The following is a 16,601-nucleotide window of genomic DNA, read 5'->3' as shown; positions in this document are numbered from 1 at the left end:
ATTCCTCCTAGGGGGATGTCAGCTGCGGCCCGGCGGGACCGGCGGCGATCACGGTGAGGGTGGGCGTGGCGACGATCCGGTCCAGCCGCAGGCCGGCGCCGGCCAACAGGTCGACGAGGTCGTCGCGGGTGCGGTGCCGACCGCCGGTGAGCACCAGGGTGTGCAGGTCGACGAGCTTGGCGACGTCGAAGACGTCGCCGGTGGGGATGATCGCTTCCAGCAGCAGCAGCCGGCTCTGCGGGCCCATGGCCGCGGCGATCCGGCGCAGGATGGCCGTGGCGTCGGCGTCGTCCCAGCCGGGCAGGATCGTCTTGAGTACGTACAGGTCGGCGTCGGCCGGCAGCGGGTCGAAGAAGCTGCCCGCCACGATCCGGCACCGGTCGGCCACCCCGGCCTCGGCGAGCAGCGCCGGCGCGGCGGACACCACGTGGGGCAGGTCGAGCAGGGTGCCGTGCAGGTGCGGGCAGCGGCGCAGCAGGCCGGCCAGGAACGCGCCGTCGCCACCGCCCACGTCGACGAGTTGCCGGGCCTGCGCCCACGGCCACGCCGGCAGGACGGTCCGCAGGTGCAGCCGGGTCAGGCTGGACATCCAGCGGTCGACGGCGAGGCTGTCGGCGGGATGCCCGGCCAGGTAGGACCAGTAGTCGGCGCCGTGGATCCGGGGAAAGGCGGCCTCGCCGGTGCGCAGGCAGTCGCCGAGCCCGGCCCAGGCGCGCACGTCCGCGGCCATCAGGGGGTACGCGTCGCGCAGCGACAGCGGGTGGTCGGTGCGCAGCGGTTCGGCGAGTTTCGTCAGGCCGAACACCTCGGGTTCGACCTCGGTGAAGATGCCCTTGCCGGCGAGCGCGCGTAGGGCGCGCAGCAGCGACGGCGCGTGCGCGCCGGTGGCCTCGGCCAGCTCGGTGACCGGCCGTGGCCCGTCGGCGAGCTGGTCGGCGACGCCCAGGTGGGCGATCACCCGGATGGTGAACGGCACGATGTAGTCGGCGAGTTCGGTGAGCCGGGTCAGCGCACCGAGGTCGGTACGGGGCCGCGCCGCCAGCATCAACCGCCTCCACTATCACGTGTCTTGTATCTCGTGTATCTGCACACTAGCTTGTGATCGGGTCGCTGTCACCGTCGTCACGGGAGGCACAGGATGCTGGACGGATGTGTGAGCTGGCCGCGGGAGCTGGCCGAGCGCTACCGCGCGCAGGGCTACTGGCGCGGCGAGTCCCTCGCCGACCTGGGCCGGGAGTGGGCGCGGACAGACCCGGAGCGCGTCGCGCTTGTCACCGGCGACCGACGGGTGTCCTACGGCGACCTCGACCGCCGGGCCGACCGGATGGCCGCCGGGCTGCGCGCCCACGGCATCGGCCGGCACGACCGCGTGGTGGTCCAACTGCCCAACCGCGTCGAGTTCGTGGTGCTGTGCCTGGCCCTGTTCCGCCTGGGCGCGCTGCCCGTGCTGGCCCTGCCCGCGCACCGGCGCGCCGAGATCGGCCACCTGTGCGCGCACACCGAGGCGGTCGCGTACGTGACCGTCGACCAGGTCCAGGGGTACGACCTGCGCAAGCTCGCCGCCGACGTCCGCGCCGAGACGCCGTCGCTGCGGGAGGTGTTCGTCGTCGGCGACCCGGGCGAGTTCACCGCCCTGTCCGAGGTGGACGCCGAGCCGGTGCCGCTGCCCGCCCCGGACCCGTCGGACGTCGCGTTCTTCCTGCTCTCCGGCGGCTCGACAGGCCTGCCGAAGCTGATCCCCCGCACCCACGACGACTACGCGTACCAGCTTCGGGCGACGGCCGCGGCGATGGGTTTCGGGCCGGACGGGGTCTACCTCGCGGCGCTGCCGGTGGCCCACAACGCGGCGCTCGGCTGCCCCGGCGTCCTCGGCGCGCTGCGGGTCGGCGCCACTGCCGTGCTGGCCGGCAGTCCCAGCCCCGACGAGGCGTTCCGGCTGATCGCCCGCGAGCGGGTCACCCTGACCACGCTGATGCCGCCCTTCCTGCCGCTGTGGGCCGACCTCGCGCCGGTGCTCGGCGCCGACCTCAGCGGCCTGGTGGTCGAGGTCGGCGGCGCCAACCTCAGTCCCGCGGTGGCCGACCGGGTGACCCGGGAGCTGGGGATCCGCCTGACGCACTTCTTCGGCATGGCCGAGGGCCCGATCTGCTGCACCCGCCCGGACGACCCGCCGGAGCTGGCCGCGCACACCCAGGGCCGTGCCCTGTCGGCCGACGACGAGTTCCGGGTCGTCGACGAGGACGGCCGGCAGGTCGCGGCCGGCGAGGTGGGTGAGCTGACCGTGCGCGGCCCGACCACCCTGCGCGGCTACTACCGGGTGCCCGAGTACAACGCGCACACCTTCACCCCCGACGGCTTCCTGCGCACCGGGGACCTGGTCCGCTGGACGCCGACGGGTGAGCTGGTCGTGGTCGGCCGGATCAAGGAGGTCGTCAACCGGGGCGGCGAGAAGGTCCCGGCCGGCGAGGTCGAGGAGCACCTGCTCGCCCACCCGGCGGTCCGCGAGGTCGCCGTGCTCGCCGTCCCCGACCGGGTCCTGGGCGAGAAGACCTGCGCGGTGGTGGTGCCCCGCGCCGACGCCCCCACGCTGGGGCAGTTACGCGACTTCCTCACCGACCGCGGGCTGGCCGCGTACAAGCTGCCCGACCGGTTGGAGCTGCGCACGGCGCTGCCGCACACGGCGGTGGGCAAGGTGGACAAGCGGGCGCTCGGCGCCGAGCTGGCGGGCTGAAGCGGGGCGGGGGAAGGCGTCGCCGCCCTCCCCCGCCCCGCTTCAGCCGGTCAGGTGGTACAGCCGGTGGAACCGGTCGTCCACCGGCACGATCTGCACGTCGGCGAAGCCGGCCCCGGTGGCGAAGCGGCGGACCTGCGCGGGCCGCAGGACCGTGCCGCTGGCCGTGGAGTTCGGCGCGGCCAGACCGGCCGGCAGGCAGTGCAGCACGCTCGTGGCGTACTGGAAACGCTCGACCTCGTCGCCGGGTGCGACGAACCGGTGCGCCACCTTGGCGTCGAGCACCAGCACCGCGCCACCGTCGGCGCGTAGCCGCCGGCAGGCCGCCAGCACCGACACCGGCTGGCTCATCTCGTGCAACGCGTCGAACACGCAGACCAGGTCGTACCGGCCGGCCAGCTCCGGATCCGCGGCGTCGCGCCGATGGAACCGCACGCGGTCGGCGACGCCGGCGGACGCGGCGTTCGCCTGCGCCGCGGCCACCGTCGGCGCGTCCAGGTCGTAGCCGTCGACCTCGGCGAGGGGGTACGCCCGGGCCAGCGCGATCGCCGCCCAGCCCGCGCCGCAGCCGATGTCGGCGATCCGGCTCGGCGCGGCGGCGAGCCGCTGGTGGAGCTGCGGCAGCGCCGTGGCGAGCCACCCGGGCAGGGAGTACGTGAACAGCGCCCGGTTGGCGCCCGAGTGCCCGTGCCGCCAGTCGTCGCCGTACACGTCGTCGGGCACGCCGGCGCCGGTGCGGTACGCCTCCAGCAGCGCCGGCAACGCGCCGGCCACCCCGCCCAGCGGCAGCATGGTCAGCGACACCAGCGACAGCGGGCTGTCCGAGGCGAGCAGCACCTCGGCGTGCCCCGGCGGTAGCCGGTAGACCCGCCGCTCGGGGGCGGCCGTCACGTCGTCCACGTCGACGAACCCGGCGACCGCCTGCTGTTCCAGCCACTCGCGCGCGTACCGGGGGTCGATCCCGGTACGCGCGCACAGCTCGGCCACGTCGGCCGGGCCACGATCCAGTGCCTCGTACAGCCCCAGCCGGGCGCCCAGGTAACCGGCCAGCAGCTCCTGGGTGTGCAGCATGGCCAGGAACAGCCGCAGCGACAACGCCCGGGCCCGCTGGTCCGGCTCGCCGGGCGGCGGCGGGCGCAGTGTCGCCGTGCCCGGCGCGTGCCCCGGGCGGCCGGTCAACTGGCCAGCTCGCCGCGCGAGCGCAGGATGTCCTTCACGTGCTCCACCACCGCGTCGATCGTGACGATCTTGCGGGCCGTCGTCTCGTCGATAGGTGGCAGCTCGAACTCGTCCTCCAGGGTGAAGGCCAACTCCAGCAGCGCGAGGGAGTGGAAGCCGAGGTCCTCGACCAGCCGCGAGTCACCCGCCCCCTCGGTCTGCTCCGGGTTGGGCGCCAGCTCGGTGACGATCGCCGTCACCGAATCACGCACCTCCGCCTCGGTCCGTACCTCGGCTGTCGTCGACCTGGTCGCGTCGGTCATTCCCGCCTCCTGTCCGAACGTCCCTCAGGACGCCGTCGTCGTGTGCTCGGTCTGGTCGGACCGACCGGCCGGTCCCGTGGTGACCACGGTGCCGGGCAGCCGGTCGTCGACGAACGCCTGCCACAGCTGGCGTCGTTTGGGTTTGCCGCTGGAGGTGCGGGCGATGGTGCCGCGTGGCGCGTCCACGATGACCACCTGCGCGCCCTCCGCCCGGCGGCGCAGCTCGCGCTCCGCCTGGGCCAGCCACTCCGGCTGGGCCTGTTCGAAGACGGCCACCACTGTCGCGGTGCCGGCGCGGTGGCCCAGCAGCGCGGCCATCCGTTGCGCCGGCACCCCGGGGCGGCAGATGGCCCACTCGAGGTCCTCGGCGAAGACCGCCCGGCCGCGTACCTTCATGCTGTCGCCGAGCCGGCCCAGCACGTGCAACTGCCCGTCGTGCAGGAACCCGGCGTCGGCGGTGCGCAGCACCCCACCGCCCAGCGCGGTCTGCGACGCCGAGTCGGCCTCGTTGACGTACCCCTGGGCGACGGACGGGCCGTGCACCTCGATCTCGCCGACCATCCCGTCCGGAAGCGGCGTGCCGGCCTCGTCCACGATCCGCACCCGCACCCCGGTCAGCGGCCGGCCGCAGCCCACCACCGGGTACGCCTCGCCGCCGTCGTCCACGTCGACCGGCTCGGCCGGGTCACCGACGGCCCGCGCGCCCAGCCGCAGTCGGTCGGGGCGCAGTTCGACGGCGTGGTACAGCTCGTCGAGCGGCAGCCCGGTGACGGCCAGGGTCGCCTCGGCCAGCCCGTACGCGGGCAGCAGCGCGCGCGGGTCGAAGCCGTGCGGGCCGAGCAGCGCGCAGAAGCGGCGCAGCGCCTCGGCGTCGACGCGCTCGGCGCCGACGATGACCGCGCGCCAGGCGGAGAAGTCCAACCCGGTCAGCGCCTCGGGACGGACGCGGCGGGCGATGTACTCCAACCCGAAGTTCGGCATCGAGGTCAGGCGCGCGCCCCGTGCCCCGAAGCAGCGCAGGTAGCGCCCGGGGTTGCGGACGAACTCCTCCGGCGGCATCAGCCACAGGTCGCTGGTGTTGACCACCGGGGTGACCAGGCAGCCGATGAGACCCATGTCGTGGTGCACCGGCAGCCAGGACGCGGTCGGGTCGTCGGGGGTCATCGCGAGCCACCGCCGGATCGCCGCGACGTTGGCGGCCAGCGCGGCGTGCGGCACCTGCACGCCGCGGGCGCGGCCGCTGGAGCCGGACGTGAACTGCAACAGGGCCAGCGGGCCGGGATCCGCGACCGCGCCCCGGGACCCGCCGGCGGCGTCGGCCAGCTCGTCGGCGCTCAGCACGCGCGGGACCCCGGCGGTTTCGGCAAGCGGCGCGATGGCGGTGGTGAGGGTGGCCGCGCAGACCACCACCCGCGGTGCGGCGGCGCGCAGGAGACCCGACACGTGTTCGCCGTAGACCGCGCGGTCCTGGAAGTTCAGCGGCGGGGCGATCGGCGAGGGCGCCGCCCCGGCGGCCATCGCGGCGAACAGCGTGGCGACGAAGTCGGGGCCGGCGGGTTCGACGATGGACACCACGTCACCCGGCGTCACCCCGACCGCCCGCAGGCCGGCCAGGAGCACCCGGGTCCGGTCGGCCAGCTCGGCGTACGACAGGAAGGTCCAGTCGTCGCCGCCGGCGGCGAAGTGCACACCCCGGTCCTGCCGGGGACGCTCCAGCCAGCTCAGCAGCGGCGATTCCGCCACGGCGCGTTCGGTCATCGGCCCGTCACCTCCTCCCCCGATACGTCTATCCGAGATTGATAGCAGATACAAGGCTAAACAAGATACGAGGAAGGCGATAGAGTCCAACCGTGACCAGTACGCTTCCCCGCGTCGACGGACTGCTCCCCGCGCTCGCCGAGCGGGCGGCCGAGATTGACCGGGCGGGCCGGGTCCCCGAGGACGTTCTCGCCGAGCTGAGCGCGGTGGGCTGCCTGCGGATGCTGGTGCCGGCCGCGTACGGTGGCGCCGACCTGCCGCTTGCCGAGGCGCTGCGCGTCATCGAGCGGCTGTCCACGGCGGACGCCTCCACCGGCTGGCTGATCGGCCAGGTCGGCCTGGCGCACCTGCTGTTCGCCTGCTTCGCCGACGCCGCACGCGACGAGATCTACGCGAACGGCCCGGACGTGCTGGGCGCCGGAGCGGTCGCGCCGAAGGGCCGGGCCGCCCCGGACGGGGCGGGCGGCTGGCGGGTCAGCGGCCAGTGGCCGTTCGTGACCGGCAGCCCGCAGGCGAGCTGGATCTACCTGAACTGCATCGTGCTCGACGGTCGGACCCCCCGGACCCTGCCCAACGGGGCTCCGCTGACCCGGATGGTGCTCTTCCCCGCCGGCGAGCTGGAGCTGGTCGACACCTGGCAGGTGCTGGGCCTGCGCGGCACGGCCAGCCAGGACGTGCGGGCGGCCGGCCGCACCTGTCCCGAACACCGCGGCTTCAGCCTGGTCGGCGACGGCGACGACGTGCGCCGCACCGTCTTCCGGATCGCGCAGGCCGGACTGCTCATCGCGGCTGTCGACCTGGGCATCGCGCAGGGGGCCGTGCACGACGCGGCGGCCCACGCCGCCGCCGGCCGCCGCCGGACGTTCAGCACCCGGCCGCTTGCCGACTCCCCGGTGTTCCACGACCGACTCGGCGAGGCCCACGTGGCCCTGCGCGCGGCCCGGGCGCTGCTGCACCGCGAGGCGGCCGGGGCCTGGGAGACCGCCCGGCGCGGCGAGGTGCTCAGCGCGCTGGACCGCGCCTGCCTGCGCGCCACCGCCACGCAGGTCACGGCCACGGCACTCCAGGCCGTGCAGACGGCGTACGCGCTGGCCGGCGCGTCGACCGTGTTCGACTCCTCGCCGCTGCAACGTCGGCTGCGCGACATCAACACCGCGACGCAGCACTTCGTCAACAGCCGCGACAGCTACGCCACGGTCGGCGCCCTGCTGTCCGGCGCCGACGTCGACACCACGATGTTCTGACCGGCGGAATGTTCCGACTTCAGCGCTGCTCTGACCGCGGCGCTGCTCTGACCGCGGCGCCGTTCTGACCGCGGCGCTGCCCTGACCGCGGCGCTGCTCTGAGCATGGCGTTCTGACCGTGGCGCACGCGAGCAGCGCGCGGCCGAGGCGGCCCGTCAGCCGCGTGCGGCTGCGGGTTCGGCCGGTGCCTGCGTGTCCCGGGCCGGCACCCGGGCCGGCACGGGCGCGCCGGCGCCGAAGTAGCGCTCCCGCAGGGTCCGCTCGGCCGGGTCGTACGCGGTGCGGAACAGGCCACGCCGCTGCAACTCCGGCACCAGCAGGTCGCAGATGTCGTCGATGCCCTGGGTCGTCGGGCAGGGGATGAGGTTGAAACCGTCCACGTCGGCCACCGCGCACCACTCCTCCATCCGGTCGGCGACCTGCTCGACCGTGCCGAAGAGGGTCACCGGCGCGCCGGTGCGGGGCCGGCGGGCCGTGGCCACCAGGTAGCGCACGTCGCCGACCGTCCAGGTGCGCTCGGGCCCGAGTCGGCGCAGGAAGCCCACGAAGCTCTGGCTGCCCTGCCCGGCGATCTCGGCCACCGGCGTCTCGTCCGGGTAGGCCGCGAGGTCCACGTCCATCCAGCCGCACCACTTGGCGAGCTGACCCTCGCCGCTCCACAGCGCCACGTACTCCTCGGCCCGCCGGCGGGCCTCCGCCCTGGTCGGTGCGACCATCACCATGCTGCCCTGCAACGCCTTGACGGAGCGCGGGTCGCGCCCGTGGGCGGCCACCTCGGCGCGCAGCCGGGCCACCTGCGACGCGCCGCTGGCCGGCTCCGCCATGGTCAGGAAGACGACCTCGGCGTGCCGGGCCGCGAACGTCATCCCCCGCCCGGACGCGCCGGCCTGGTAGAGCACCGGGGTGCGCTGCGGCGACGGCTCGCACTGGTGCGGCCCCCGCACGGAGAACCAGCGCCCGTCGTGGCCGATCTCGCGTACCCGGTCCGGGTCGGTGAAGACGTTCGCGGCGACGTCGCGCCGGACCGCGTCGTCGTCCCAGCTCTCCTCCCAGAGCCGGCGGGCGACCTCGACGTACTCGTCGGCCCGGTCGTAGCGCTCGTCGTGGTCCAGGTACGAGCCGAGCCCGTTCGCCGACGCGGACCGCAGATACGAGGTGACGATGTTCCAGGCGATCCGTCCGCCGGTGAGGTGGTCAAGCGAGCTGAACACCCGGGCGCACTCGTACGGGGCGTGGTACGTCGTCGAGTAGGTGACGGCGAGGCCCAGCCGGGAGGTGGTGGCCGCGATCGCCGGCAGCACGAGCAGCGGGTCGATCGACGGGATCTGCACGGCGTGCCGCACGGCCGCCCGCCAGGAGCCCTGGTAGACGTCGTAGGTGCCGTGCACGTCGGCGAAGAAGAGCGCGTCCAGGCAGGCGGCCTCCAGCCGGCGGCCCAGCTCGACCCAGTAGCCGAGGTCGCGGTAGCCGGTGGCGCTGCGGTCGGCGGGGTGCCGCCAGAACCCCTTGAACTGCGGCGACGGCGAGCACTGGGTGAACAGATTCAGATGCACGTATCAAGTGTCTCGTATGCTATCTGGTATCGCAACGCTCGACCGGATACGGTACGGGCATGCCCGTGACGCCTCGCATCGACCTCGCGTCGGTCACCCGCCTCACCGAACTGGCCGACTACATCGTTCCGTTCACCATCCGGGTCATGTGTGACCTCGCGGTCGCCGACCAGCTCATCGAGGGTCCGTTGCCGGTGGACGTGCTGGCCCGCCGCGTCGGCGCCGACCCCGCCGCGTTGACCCGTGGCCTGCGCGCGTTGGCCGGCCGGGGCATCTTCACCGAGGTCACGCCCGAGGTCTTCGGGCTCACCCCGCTGGCCGAGCCGCTGCGCAGCGACCACCCGTTCTCGGTACGCGAGTGCTTCCCTCTCATGCCACCGGACATCTACTCGTGGGCCCGCCTGACGCACAGCCTGCGCACCGGCGAGACCGCGTTCGGGCACGTGCACGGCGGGACGCGCTACTACGACCACTTCGCCGACCACCCGTACGAGTGCGTCCGGTTCGAGCGGTCGGCCGAGAGCGTCAACCCGTTCGTGCTGCGCACCGTGGCGCCGGCGCTGGATCTGCGCACGGCCCGGACACTCGTGGACGTGGGCAGCGGCCACGGCACCTTCGTCGCCGGCCTGCTCACCCGCCACCGCGAGCTGCACGCGATCCTGCTCGACCTGCCGCACGTGGTCACCGAGGCGCCGGACGTGCTGGCCCGCGCGGGTGTCGCCGACAGGTGCGAGGTCCGCGGCGGCAGCTTCTTCGACCCGCTGCCCGAGGGCGCCGACGTGTACCTGCTCAAGACGATCATCCACGACTGGCCGGACGAGCAGGCCACCGCGATCCTGCGCAACGTGCGCGCCGCCGCCCGGCCCGACAGCCGAGTGGTAATCGTCGAGTCGGTCAGCCGCTACGGCAACCACGACGACACCGGCAAGGTGATGGACGTCAAGGCGCTCGCCCTCTTCGGCGGGCGGACCCGCACCGAGCCGGAGTTCCGCGCGCTGCTCGACGACGCCGGCTTCCGGCTGGCGCGGATCACACCGACCTCGTCGATGTCGGTCCTGGAGGCCGTGCCGGCGGTGCCCGCGCCCGACGGCGACCGGGCCACCGGCAGACCTGCCGTCGCGGCGGCCGGCCGGACGGCCTGAGGAGGCCGGCGATGCCACGCCTGGACGGTCGGAACCACATCAACCTCACAGTCGTCGACCTGGAACGCAGCACCGCGTTCTACTGCTCGGTGTTCGAGATGGTGGTGGTCAACGACGTCACCCCACCCGAGTCCGGCTTCCGCTTCCGCACCCTGCTGCACACGGCGTCGTTCGCCTCGGTGGTGCTGGGCTGCGTCGAGGGCCCGCCCGAGACCGACGTCGACGGCGACCGCCCCACCGACGGCGACCGCTTCGACGAGCGGCGCCCGGGGCTGCACCACCTGGCCTACCACGTGCCCGAGCGCGGCGACCTGGACGAGTGGGTGACCCACCTGGACGCCGTCGGCGTGGCGCACTCCGGCATCACCACCTCGAAGCACGAGGCGGGATCGCAGATCTGGCTGCGCGACCCGGACAACATCTGGCTGGAGTTCTACTGGGTGAACCGGGACTTCTTCGTCGACCGGCTCCGCCAGGTGTGGCGCAACAACCGCCAGTCGACCCGCGCCTGACCCTGCCCGACACGAAGGGGCCGCCCGGTCGGGCGGCCCCTTCGCACGTCAGGACGGCAGGTCCGCTTCGCTGCGGGCCACCACCGCGTCGCCGAGCACCAACAGGTCGATCTCCTTGGCGCGTACGAAGGTGTCGACCGCGTCGGCGGCCGAGTTCACGATCGGGTCACCGGCCAGGTTGAACGACGTGTTGACCACCGCCGGCACGCCGGTGAGCTGCCGGAACTGCTCGATGAGCGCCCAGTAGCCGGGGTTGGTGTCGCGGTGCACGGTCTGCGGGCGGGCCGAGCCGTCCACGTGGGTCACCGCCGGCACCCGCAGCCGGGCGTCCGGGCGCAGCGACGCGGCGGCAAGCATGAACCGCGACGGTTCGCCGACCGGCCCCTCGATCAGGTCCGACACGTGCTCGGCGAGGATGCTCGGCGCCACCGGGCGCCACATCTCCCGGCCCTTGAGCACGTTGAGGCGTTCCAGGTTGCGCCGGGACCGCGGATCGGCAAGCAGACTGCGGGCGCCGAGCGCCCGTTGCCCGATCTCCGCCCGGCCGCGCGCCCAGCCCACGATCCGACCCCTGGCCAGTTCACCGGCCACGGAGCGGGCCAACTCGTCGTCGCCGAGGCGGCGGTGCACCATGCCGGCGCGCGCGGCGGCCGCCTCACCGGCCTCCGTGGTGATCGGCTGACCCCAGTACGCGTGGTCGATGCGGGTGGGCGTGAACTCCCCGCACTCCCGCGCCGCGACGAGCGCCGCCCCCAGGGAAACCCCCGCGTCGGTGGGCACCGGCGGGACGTAGACGCGGTCGAAGAGTCCACTGCGGACCAGCACACCGATCATGGTGCAGTTCATCGCCACCCCGCCGGCGAGCGCCAGCACCGGGGTGTCGACCCGCCGACGCAGGTCTGCCGCCAGGGACAGCACCGTCTCCTCCAGCCCTTGCTGGATCGTCGCGGCGAAGTCCGCGTACGCGATGGGTTCCTCGCCGGTGCGCGGCGCGTACGGGAACAGCTTGCCGAACTCGGGTTTGAGCGACTCGGCGACGGCCGGGTAGTACGCCATCAGCGGGCCGAGTGTCGCGGCCCGTCGGCTGGGAACCTCGGCGGTGGGCGTGCCGCGGACCAGCTCGTACCCGCCCGCCACGGGTCGCACGGGCGCGCCCGGACCGGGTCTGCCGTAGGCGGCGAGGCCCATCAGCTTGCCGGTGCCCCAGTAGCCCAACCCGGCCCACTCGGCGGCGGCGTTGTAGTAGAAGCCCAGCGACTGCTCGACGGGCCACTCGCGCAGGATCTCGATCTCGCCGTCGGCGTACCTGCCGAACGAGGTCGACTGCGTCTCACCGGCGCCGTCCAGGACCAGGACCGCGGCCTCGTCGCAGTCGCAGCTGTACGCGGCGCTTGCCGCGTGCGCGACGTGGTGCGGCACCCAGCGGACCGCCGGCATGGTCAGGTCCTCGTCGTCGGGGAAGAGCATCGCTCGCAGCCCCTCGGTGGTGAATCGTCGGTTGCGGCCCAGCGGGATGTCCCGGAAGTCCCAGCCGATGGCGACGGTGTCCACCTCCCGCGCGCTGATGCCCGCCATCGCCAGGCACGCGGCGACCGCCTCGGCGGGCGGCTGGCCCACCGCGTGCTTGCGGCGGCTGACCCGTTCCTGCTCGACCAGGGCGCAGAGCGCGCCGTCGCGGACCAGCGCGGCGCTGGAGTCGTGGAAGCCGATGTTCACCCCGAGTACGTAACGCGCCGACATGGTCGGCCTCCCTTCCGGTCTCTGGCGGTCATCCGGCCCGTCGGGCCCCGTCGAGGGCGAGCACGGCACGGACGATGTTGTGGTAGCCAGTGCAGCGGCACAGGTTGCCCTTGAGGGCGTGCCGCACGTCGTGCTCGGTGAGCGGCCCCGGGTTCTCCTGGAGCAGGCTCACCACCGCGAGGACCATCCCCGGGGTGCAGAAGCCGCACTGCAACGCGTGGTGCTCCCCGAACGCCTCCTGCACCGGGTGCAGCCGGTCGCCGTCGGCGAGCCCTTCGGCGGTACGGATGTCGGCGCCGTCGGCCTGCGCGGCCAGCAGGGTGCACGACTTGACCGACCGTCCGTCGAGCAGCACCGTGCAGGCGCCGCAGGAGGTGGTGTCGCAGCCCACCGTCGCGGCGGTCAGCCCCAACTCCTCGCGCAGCAGGTGGACCAGCAGGGTCCGCGCCGGCACCCGGCGGTTCTCCGGGCGGCCGTTGACGGTGGCGGTGACGGCGACTGTCGTCGTACCGGGCTGGGCGTCGATGCTCATCGTGGCTCCTCCACCGTCGTGCCGGAATCGGTCAGGGCGCGGGCCACCAGCACCCGGCTGAGGTGCCGCCGGTACGCGGCCGAGGCCCGTACGTCGTCGGGCGGGTCGCATCCCTCGTCGGCGCGCGCCGCTGCGACCGTGACACCGGCGCCCTCGGCGAGGGCCGCCTCGACCCCGTACGCCCGCCGGATGGTCGGACCCATCCCGGCCAGCGCCACCCGGGAGTCGGCGACGGCGACGGCCACCACCGACCACTCCAACGCCGGCCGCGCGAACGTCAGGTAGCGCCACCGCGCCGGGCCGGGCAGCGGCACCCGAACCTCGGTGACGAGTTCGTCGGGTCGGCACACCGTCACGCCGGGCGCGACCGCCAGCTCGGCGGCGGGCACCTGCCGTGCTCCGGTCGCGCTGCGCAACACCACCACGGCGTCCAGCGCGACCAGGGCCAGGGGCAGGTCGGCGGCCGGGTCGGCCTGGGCGAGCGCCCCGCCGACGGTGCCGAGGTGCCGCACCTGCGGGTCACCGACCGCCGCGGCCGCGGCGGCCAACAGCGGGGCGTACCTGTCGACAAGCGGGTCGCCGAGCAGCAGGTGGTAGCGGGTCAGCGCGCCGACGGCCAGGTGGTCGTCGCGGTGCGCCACGTACGACAGTTCGGTGACCCGGCCGAGGTCGAGCAGTGTGTCGACCCGGTCCCGGCGCAGCTTGAGCGCCGGCAGCAGCGACTGCCCGCCGGCCAGTGGCCGCAGCTGGTCCCCGTACGCCTGGCGCAGCTCCAGCGCCTCGGTGAGGTCCCGGGCCCGGTGGTAGTGCAGGCTCGCCGGGATCACGGGCCGGCCGCCGACCAGGTGGGCACCGGGCTGCGGTGCGTGGCCCGCAGGATGGTGTCGATGAGCTGGTTGCGGCGTGCCAGCAGGTAGAAGTGCCCGCCGGGGAAGGTGTGCACCGTGAACCCGCCACGGGTGCGCAGCGCCCAGTCACCGGCCTCGTCGGCGGTGACCTCCGGGTCGTCCGCGCCGACGCAGGCCAGCACCGGCGCGCGCAGCGGCACGGGTGGTCCCGGGCGGTACGTCTCGGCGATCCGGTAGTCGGTGCGCAGCACCGGCAGGGCGATGGCGCGTACCCCCTCGTGGTCGAGGGCCTCGCGGCCGGTGCCGCCGAGGCGTCCGGTCTCCGCCCACAGCGTGTCGTCGTCGGCCAGGTGCACGCTCGTGGCCCGCAGTCGGCCCGGCCCGGGGCGACCGGAGACGACGAGCGCCCGCAGCACGCTGCCCGGCCCGTCCAGTCGGCGGGCCGTCTCGTACGCCACCGACGCGCCGAGGCTGTGCCCGAACAGGACGACAGGCGCGTCGGCCGGCAGCTCCCGCACCGCCTGCGCGACGCCCTCGGCCAGGCTCGGCAGGTCCGCCGCGAACGGCTCCGCCGACCGGTCCATCCGGCCCGGATACTGCACGCCGTGCACCTCGACGTCGTCGGGCACCTGCGCCGACCACGTCCGGTAGAACGCGGCGTTGCCACCGGCGTGCGGGAAGCAGACCAGCCGCAGCGCGGGCCAGCGCAGCGGCCGGAAGCACCGCAGCCACATCCGCGCCACGGGGGTCACGGGCGCGCTCCGACCGGCTGTTCCCCGGCCCGCGACGGGTCCGCCGGCGACGAACCGGCCGGCGGATCGACCGCCCTCGCCGCCGCGTCGGCCAGGTCGGCCACGTCGGACGCCCCGAACATCCGCGGCGGTACGGAGTGCACCAGCTCGGGTGGTCCGAGCCGGGCGGTGACGTCCTGCCACAGTTGGCACAGGCTCAGGTGGTACTGGCCGTGACGGGCCAACTTCTGCCCACCCAGCGCCGCGGCGTGCAGGTTGCCCAGCGCGTACCCGACACCTGCCGGCCACACCTCCTCGAACACCCTGCGGTAGCTGGGCGCGACCGTGTCGGCCAGCGGCTGCGCGCTCGGCACGTCCAGGTGGTCCGGTTCGGCGCCGTCGTCGTCGGCGAAGTGCGGCCGGCCCACCCCCCGGTCCTGCACCTGCTGCGGGAAGTCCGGCCGGGGACTCCACACCGTGGGCCCGTGCGTGCTGACCAGGGTCAGGTTGCCGGCCTCGGTGCCGATCGTCACCCGGTGCAGCAGGTGCGCGTAGTTGTCCGGGTCCGCCGGGTCCATCTGGTTCTGCACCCGCAGCGTCAACGGCACACCGGCGAGCACCCCGTCGAGGCTGCGGAACGGCACGTCCACCCGGGACAGCCGGCGTACCTGCTCGGGAAGCTCGACCGCCGGGGCCAGGCCCCACGGTCGGACGCCGCCGAGGGCCTGACCGAGGATGTCCAGCAGCGCGTACGCGACCTGGAACCCGCAGGCCGCGTCGACGTAGCGGGCCGGCTGCCGGGCCAGCAGCGCCCGGGCCGCGGCGAGGAACCGACGCACCGGAGCGGTGTGCACGTAGAACGAGTTCAGGTGGTAGACGACCCCGGCCCGGCCGGCGGTGCGCAGGCACTCGACCAGCTCGTCGTGGTGCAGCGGATGCTCCTGCAACACGTGCAGGCCGCGCTGCATCAGCGCCCGGGCCACCTCGCCGCCCTGCCCACCCAGCAGGCCACCACGGATGACCACGCAGGCAAGCGTCACGTCCTCGGGCACCTGGGCGACGCCGGTCCACAGCGGCACCCCGTAGTGCCGGGCACAGGCCGCCGACCGGGCGCTGCCCCCGGCGAGGATCCCGGCCAGCTCGAACGGGAAGTCCGGCTGCCGGAACGCCTGCAGGTACACCTGGCCGAACTTGGTGCCGGCGACAAGCACTCTCGGTTTCACGCCACCCCCTCCTCGATCAGGTCGTACGACCCCAACGGGCCGTCCTCGACGCGCAGCGACGTGACCGCCGGGCTGGTGCGCAGCAGGTCCACCGCCCAGTCCGGATCCACCGCCTCGGCCAGGTGGTGCACGCCCGGTGGCACGTCGCCGGCGGCGACCGCGAGGGCGCCCAGGGCGACCGCCGCGCCGGTGAGCCCGTTCGCGCCGGTCCCCCGACAAACCAGCACGCGGGCGTCCGCCGGGCCGGTCAGCTCGACCACCAGAAGCTGGTAGCGGGGCCGCCCGAAGGTGTCCAGCTCGGCCGCCCGGCACAACTGCGCCGCCGCGTCGGCGAGCTGCGCCGCCGTCGCGCCGTCGCGCGCACGGCGGGCGCCCGCGGCGAGCGCCGCCGGCAACCGGCTACCGGCGAACGCCGACCACCAGTCGACGTCGGTCAGGCCCAGCCGGCGGGCGAGCCGCTCGGTCTCGGTGCTGAGGTACGGCTGCACCAGCACCGGCTCGTCGAAGAACGGCACCGGCACCTCCGCCCGGGCGGCGAGGGCGTGACTGCGTCGCGCGCCGTCACGCCACGCTGCCGAGGGCTCGCCGTACTCGGCGGTGCCGGCGGCGAGGAAGTCCAGGGCGGCGCCGGGCGTGAACCCGTCGCGACCGCCGACGTACCCGGTCATCCGCCGCGCCCCCGGCGCCTGGGCCGCGAGGTGGGCGGGGAGCAGCCCGGACAGGCCGGGCATCAGACCGGCGGAGAGCACCGCGACCCGGTCGGTCGCCCCGGGCAGGGCGGACACCGCCGCGTGCAGCGGGTCGTCACCTGCCGCGTCGACGTAGTCGGCGCCGCAGCGGGCGGCCGCGCGGGCCACCGTGTCGCCGATCGAGGTAGCCGGCCCGGCGCAGTTGACGACTGTGTGGCAGCCGGCGCAGAACGCGTCCAGGCTCGCCGGGTCGGTGACGTCCACCGCGCGCGCCTGGACCCGCGGATCGTCGACGTCGAGCCGGGCGGGGTCGCGGGCGCCGGCGCGGACGTCGTCCACGCCCCAGGCCAGCAGGTGCGCCAGGGCGTGCCGGCCCACCCCGCCGGTGGCACCCACCAGGGCGATCGTCGCTGACAT

15 protein-coding genes are annotated in these 16,601 nt (G+C 74.5%); 4 read left to right on the top strand and 11 right to left on the bottom strand.

All coding sequences use genetic code 11. The annotated features are described in order from the left end of the window. Positions 1-7: 7 nt before the first annotated feature. Positions 8-1,045, bottom strand: a complete 1,038-nt coding sequence (locus tag MILUP08_RS17950) for a methyltransferase (protein WP_007460193.1) — start codon at positions 1,043-1,045, stop codon at positions 8-10. Positions 1,046-1,138: 93 nt separating this feature from the next. On the opposite strand from MILUP08_RS17950, the gene MILUP08_RS17945 reads away from it, so the two are divergent. Beyond that, positions 1,139-2,731, top strand: coding sequence for a (2,3-dihydroxybenzoyl)adenylate synthase (locus MILUP08_RS17945; RefSeq protein WP_007460190.1), 1,593 nt, complete (start codon positions 1,139-1,141; stop codon positions 2,729-2,731). A gap of 42 nt (positions 2,732-2,773) precedes the next feature. Here MILUP08_RS17945 and MILUP08_RS17940 read toward each other — a convergent pair whose 3' ends face one another. From MILUP08_RS17940 to MILUP08_RS17930, 3 genes are read right to left on the bottom strand one after another with little or no spacing between them, the layout of a single operon-like run. Continuing rightward, a complete protein-coding gene (locus tag MILUP08_RS17940) occupies positions 2,774-3,910 on the bottom strand; it encodes a class I SAM-dependent methyltransferase (RefSeq protein ID WP_007460188.1) in 1,137 nt (378 codons plus the stop codon). Next, a complete protein-coding gene (locus MILUP08_RS17935) occupies positions 3,907-4,212 on the bottom strand; it encodes an acyl carrier protein (protein ID WP_007460186.1) in 306 nt (101 codons plus the stop codon). Before MILUP08_RS17935 ends, MILUP08_RS17940 begins: the two co-directional genes overlap by 4 nt. 24 nt (positions 4,213-4,236) lie before the next feature. Continuing rightward, the gene (locus tag MILUP08_RS17930) at positions 4,237-5,970 is read right to left on the bottom strand and encodes an AMP-binding protein (RefSeq protein ID WP_007460184.1); all 1,734 of its coding nucleotides are present in this window, start codon (positions 5,968-5,970) and stop codon (positions 4,237-4,239) included. A gap of 92 nt (positions 5,971-6,062) precedes the next feature. Between MILUP08_RS17930 and MILUP08_RS17925 the strand changes: the two genes are divergently transcribed. Then, positions 6,063-7,214, top strand: coding sequence for an acyl-CoA dehydrogenase family protein (locus MILUP08_RS17925; RefSeq protein WP_007460182.1), 1,152 nt, complete (start codon positions 6,063-6,065; stop codon positions 7,212-7,214). A gap of 155 nt (positions 7,215-7,369) precedes the next feature. On the opposite strand, the gene MILUP08_RS17920 is transcribed toward MILUP08_RS17925, so the two are convergent. Then, a complete protein-coding gene (locus MILUP08_RS17920; RefSeq protein ID WP_007460180.1) occupies positions 7,370-8,767 on the bottom strand; it encodes an LLM class flavin-dependent oxidoreductase in 1,398 nt (465 codons plus the stop codon). Positions 8,768-8,826: 59 nt separating this feature from the next. Here MILUP08_RS17920 and MILUP08_RS17915 point away from each other — a divergent pair, with 59 nt between their 5' ends. Further along, positions 8,827-9,909 (top strand): methyltransferase, encoded by a 1,083-nt coding sequence (locus tag MILUP08_RS17915; RefSeq protein ID WP_007460178.1) that lies wholly within the window; start codon positions 8,827-8,829, stop codon positions 9,907-9,909. Positions 9,910-9,920: 11 nt separating this feature from the next. After that, positions 9,921-10,421, top strand: coding sequence for a VOC family protein (locus tag MILUP08_RS17910; RefSeq protein ID WP_007460175.1), 501 nt, complete (start codon positions 9,921-9,923; stop codon positions 10,419-10,421). A 48-nt stretch (positions 10,422-10,469) separates the two neighbouring features. On the opposite strand, the gene MILUP08_RS17905 is transcribed toward MILUP08_RS17910, so the two are convergent. The 6 genes from MILUP08_RS17905 to MILUP08_RS17880 are packed head-to-tail and all read right to left on the bottom strand — an operon-like array spanning position 10,470 to position 16,601. Further along, a complete protein-coding gene (locus MILUP08_RS17905) occupies positions 10,470-12,161 on the bottom strand; it encodes a carbamoyltransferase family protein (RefSeq protein ID WP_007460173.1) in 1,692 nt (563 codons plus the stop codon). A 28-nt stretch (positions 12,162-12,189) separates the two neighbouring features. After that, entirely contained in the window at positions 12,190-12,693 is a 504-nt protein-coding gene (locus tag MILUP08_RS17900; protein ID WP_007460171.1) for a (2Fe-2S)-binding protein, read from the bottom strand. Continuing rightward, complete coding sequence (locus MILUP08_RS17895; RefSeq protein ID WP_007460169.1) at positions 12,690-13,520, bottom strand: FAD binding domain-containing protein; 831 nt, start codon at positions 13,518-13,520, stop codon at positions 12,690-12,692. The genes MILUP08_RS17900 and MILUP08_RS17895 overlap by 4 nt, the downstream gene beginning before the upstream one ends. After that, positions 13,517-14,293, bottom strand: coding sequence for a thioesterase II family protein (locus MILUP08_RS17890; protein WP_007460167.1), 777 nt, complete (start codon positions 14,291-14,293; stop codon positions 13,517-13,519). Before MILUP08_RS17890 ends, MILUP08_RS17895 begins: the two co-directional genes overlap by 4 nt. Beyond that, positions 14,290-15,495 carry a Gfo/Idh/MocA family oxidoreductase gene (locus MILUP08_RS17885; RefSeq protein ID WP_007460165.1) on the bottom strand — a complete coding sequence of 402 codons (1,206 nt, stop codon included), beginning with the start codon at positions 15,493-15,495 and terminating at the stop codon, positions 14,290-14,292. Before MILUP08_RS17885 ends, MILUP08_RS17890 begins: the two co-directional genes overlap by 4 nt. Beyond that, positions 15,492-16,601: an NAD(P)H-binding protein gene (locus MILUP08_RS17880; RefSeq protein ID WP_007460163.1), complete on the bottom strand. Its 1,110-nt coding sequence runs from the start codon at positions 16,599-16,601 to the stop codon at positions 15,492-15,494. The genes MILUP08_RS17885 and MILUP08_RS17880 overlap by 4 nt, the downstream gene beginning before the upstream one ends.

Source organism: Micromonospora lupini str. Lupac 08, from assembly GCF_000297395.2.
GTDB classification, from domain to species: Bacteria; Actinomycetota; Actinomycetes; order Mycobacteriales; family Micromonosporaceae; genus Micromonospora; species Micromonospora lupini.
Note: the sequence above shows the minus strand (reverse complement) of the source record. Positions and strands in the feature narration are given on the sequence as shown.

Coding starts and splice junctions, on each gene's coding strand:
- MILUP08_RS17935 (WP_007460186.1), bottom strand. CDS start 4,212: ATGACCGACGCGACCAGGTCGACGACAGCCGAGGTACGGACCGAGGCG.
- MILUP08_RS17905 (WP_007460173.1), bottom strand. CDS start 12,161: ATGTCGGCGCGTTACGTACTCGGGGTGAACATCGGCTTCCACGACTCC.
- MILUP08_RS17900 (WP_007460171.1), bottom strand. CDS start 12,693: ATGAGCATCGACGCCCAGCCCGGTACGACGACAGTCGCCGTCACCGCC.
- MILUP08_RS17880 (WP_007460163.1), bottom strand. CDS start 16,601: ATGTCAGCGACGATCGCCCTGGTGGGTGCCACCGGCGGGGTGGGCCGG.
- MILUP08_RS17930 (WP_007460184.1), bottom strand. CDS start 5,970: ATGACCGAACGCGCCGTGGCGGAATCGCCGCTGCTGAGCTGGCTGGAG.
- MILUP08_RS17915 (WP_007460178.1), top strand. CDS start 8,827: ATGCCCGTGACGCCTCGCATCGACCTCGCGTCGGTCACCCGCCTCACC.
- MILUP08_RS17950 (WP_007460193.1), bottom strand. CDS start 1,045: ATGCTGGCGGCGCGGCCCCGTACCGACCTCGGTGCGCTGACCCGGCTC.
- MILUP08_RS17945 (WP_007460190.1), top strand. CDS start 1,139: ATGCTGGACGGATGTGTGAGCTGGCCGCGGGAGCTGGCCGAGCGCTAC.
- MILUP08_RS17910 (WP_007460175.1), top strand. CDS start 9,921: ATGCCACGCCTGGACGGTCGGAACCACATCAACCTCACAGTCGTCGAC.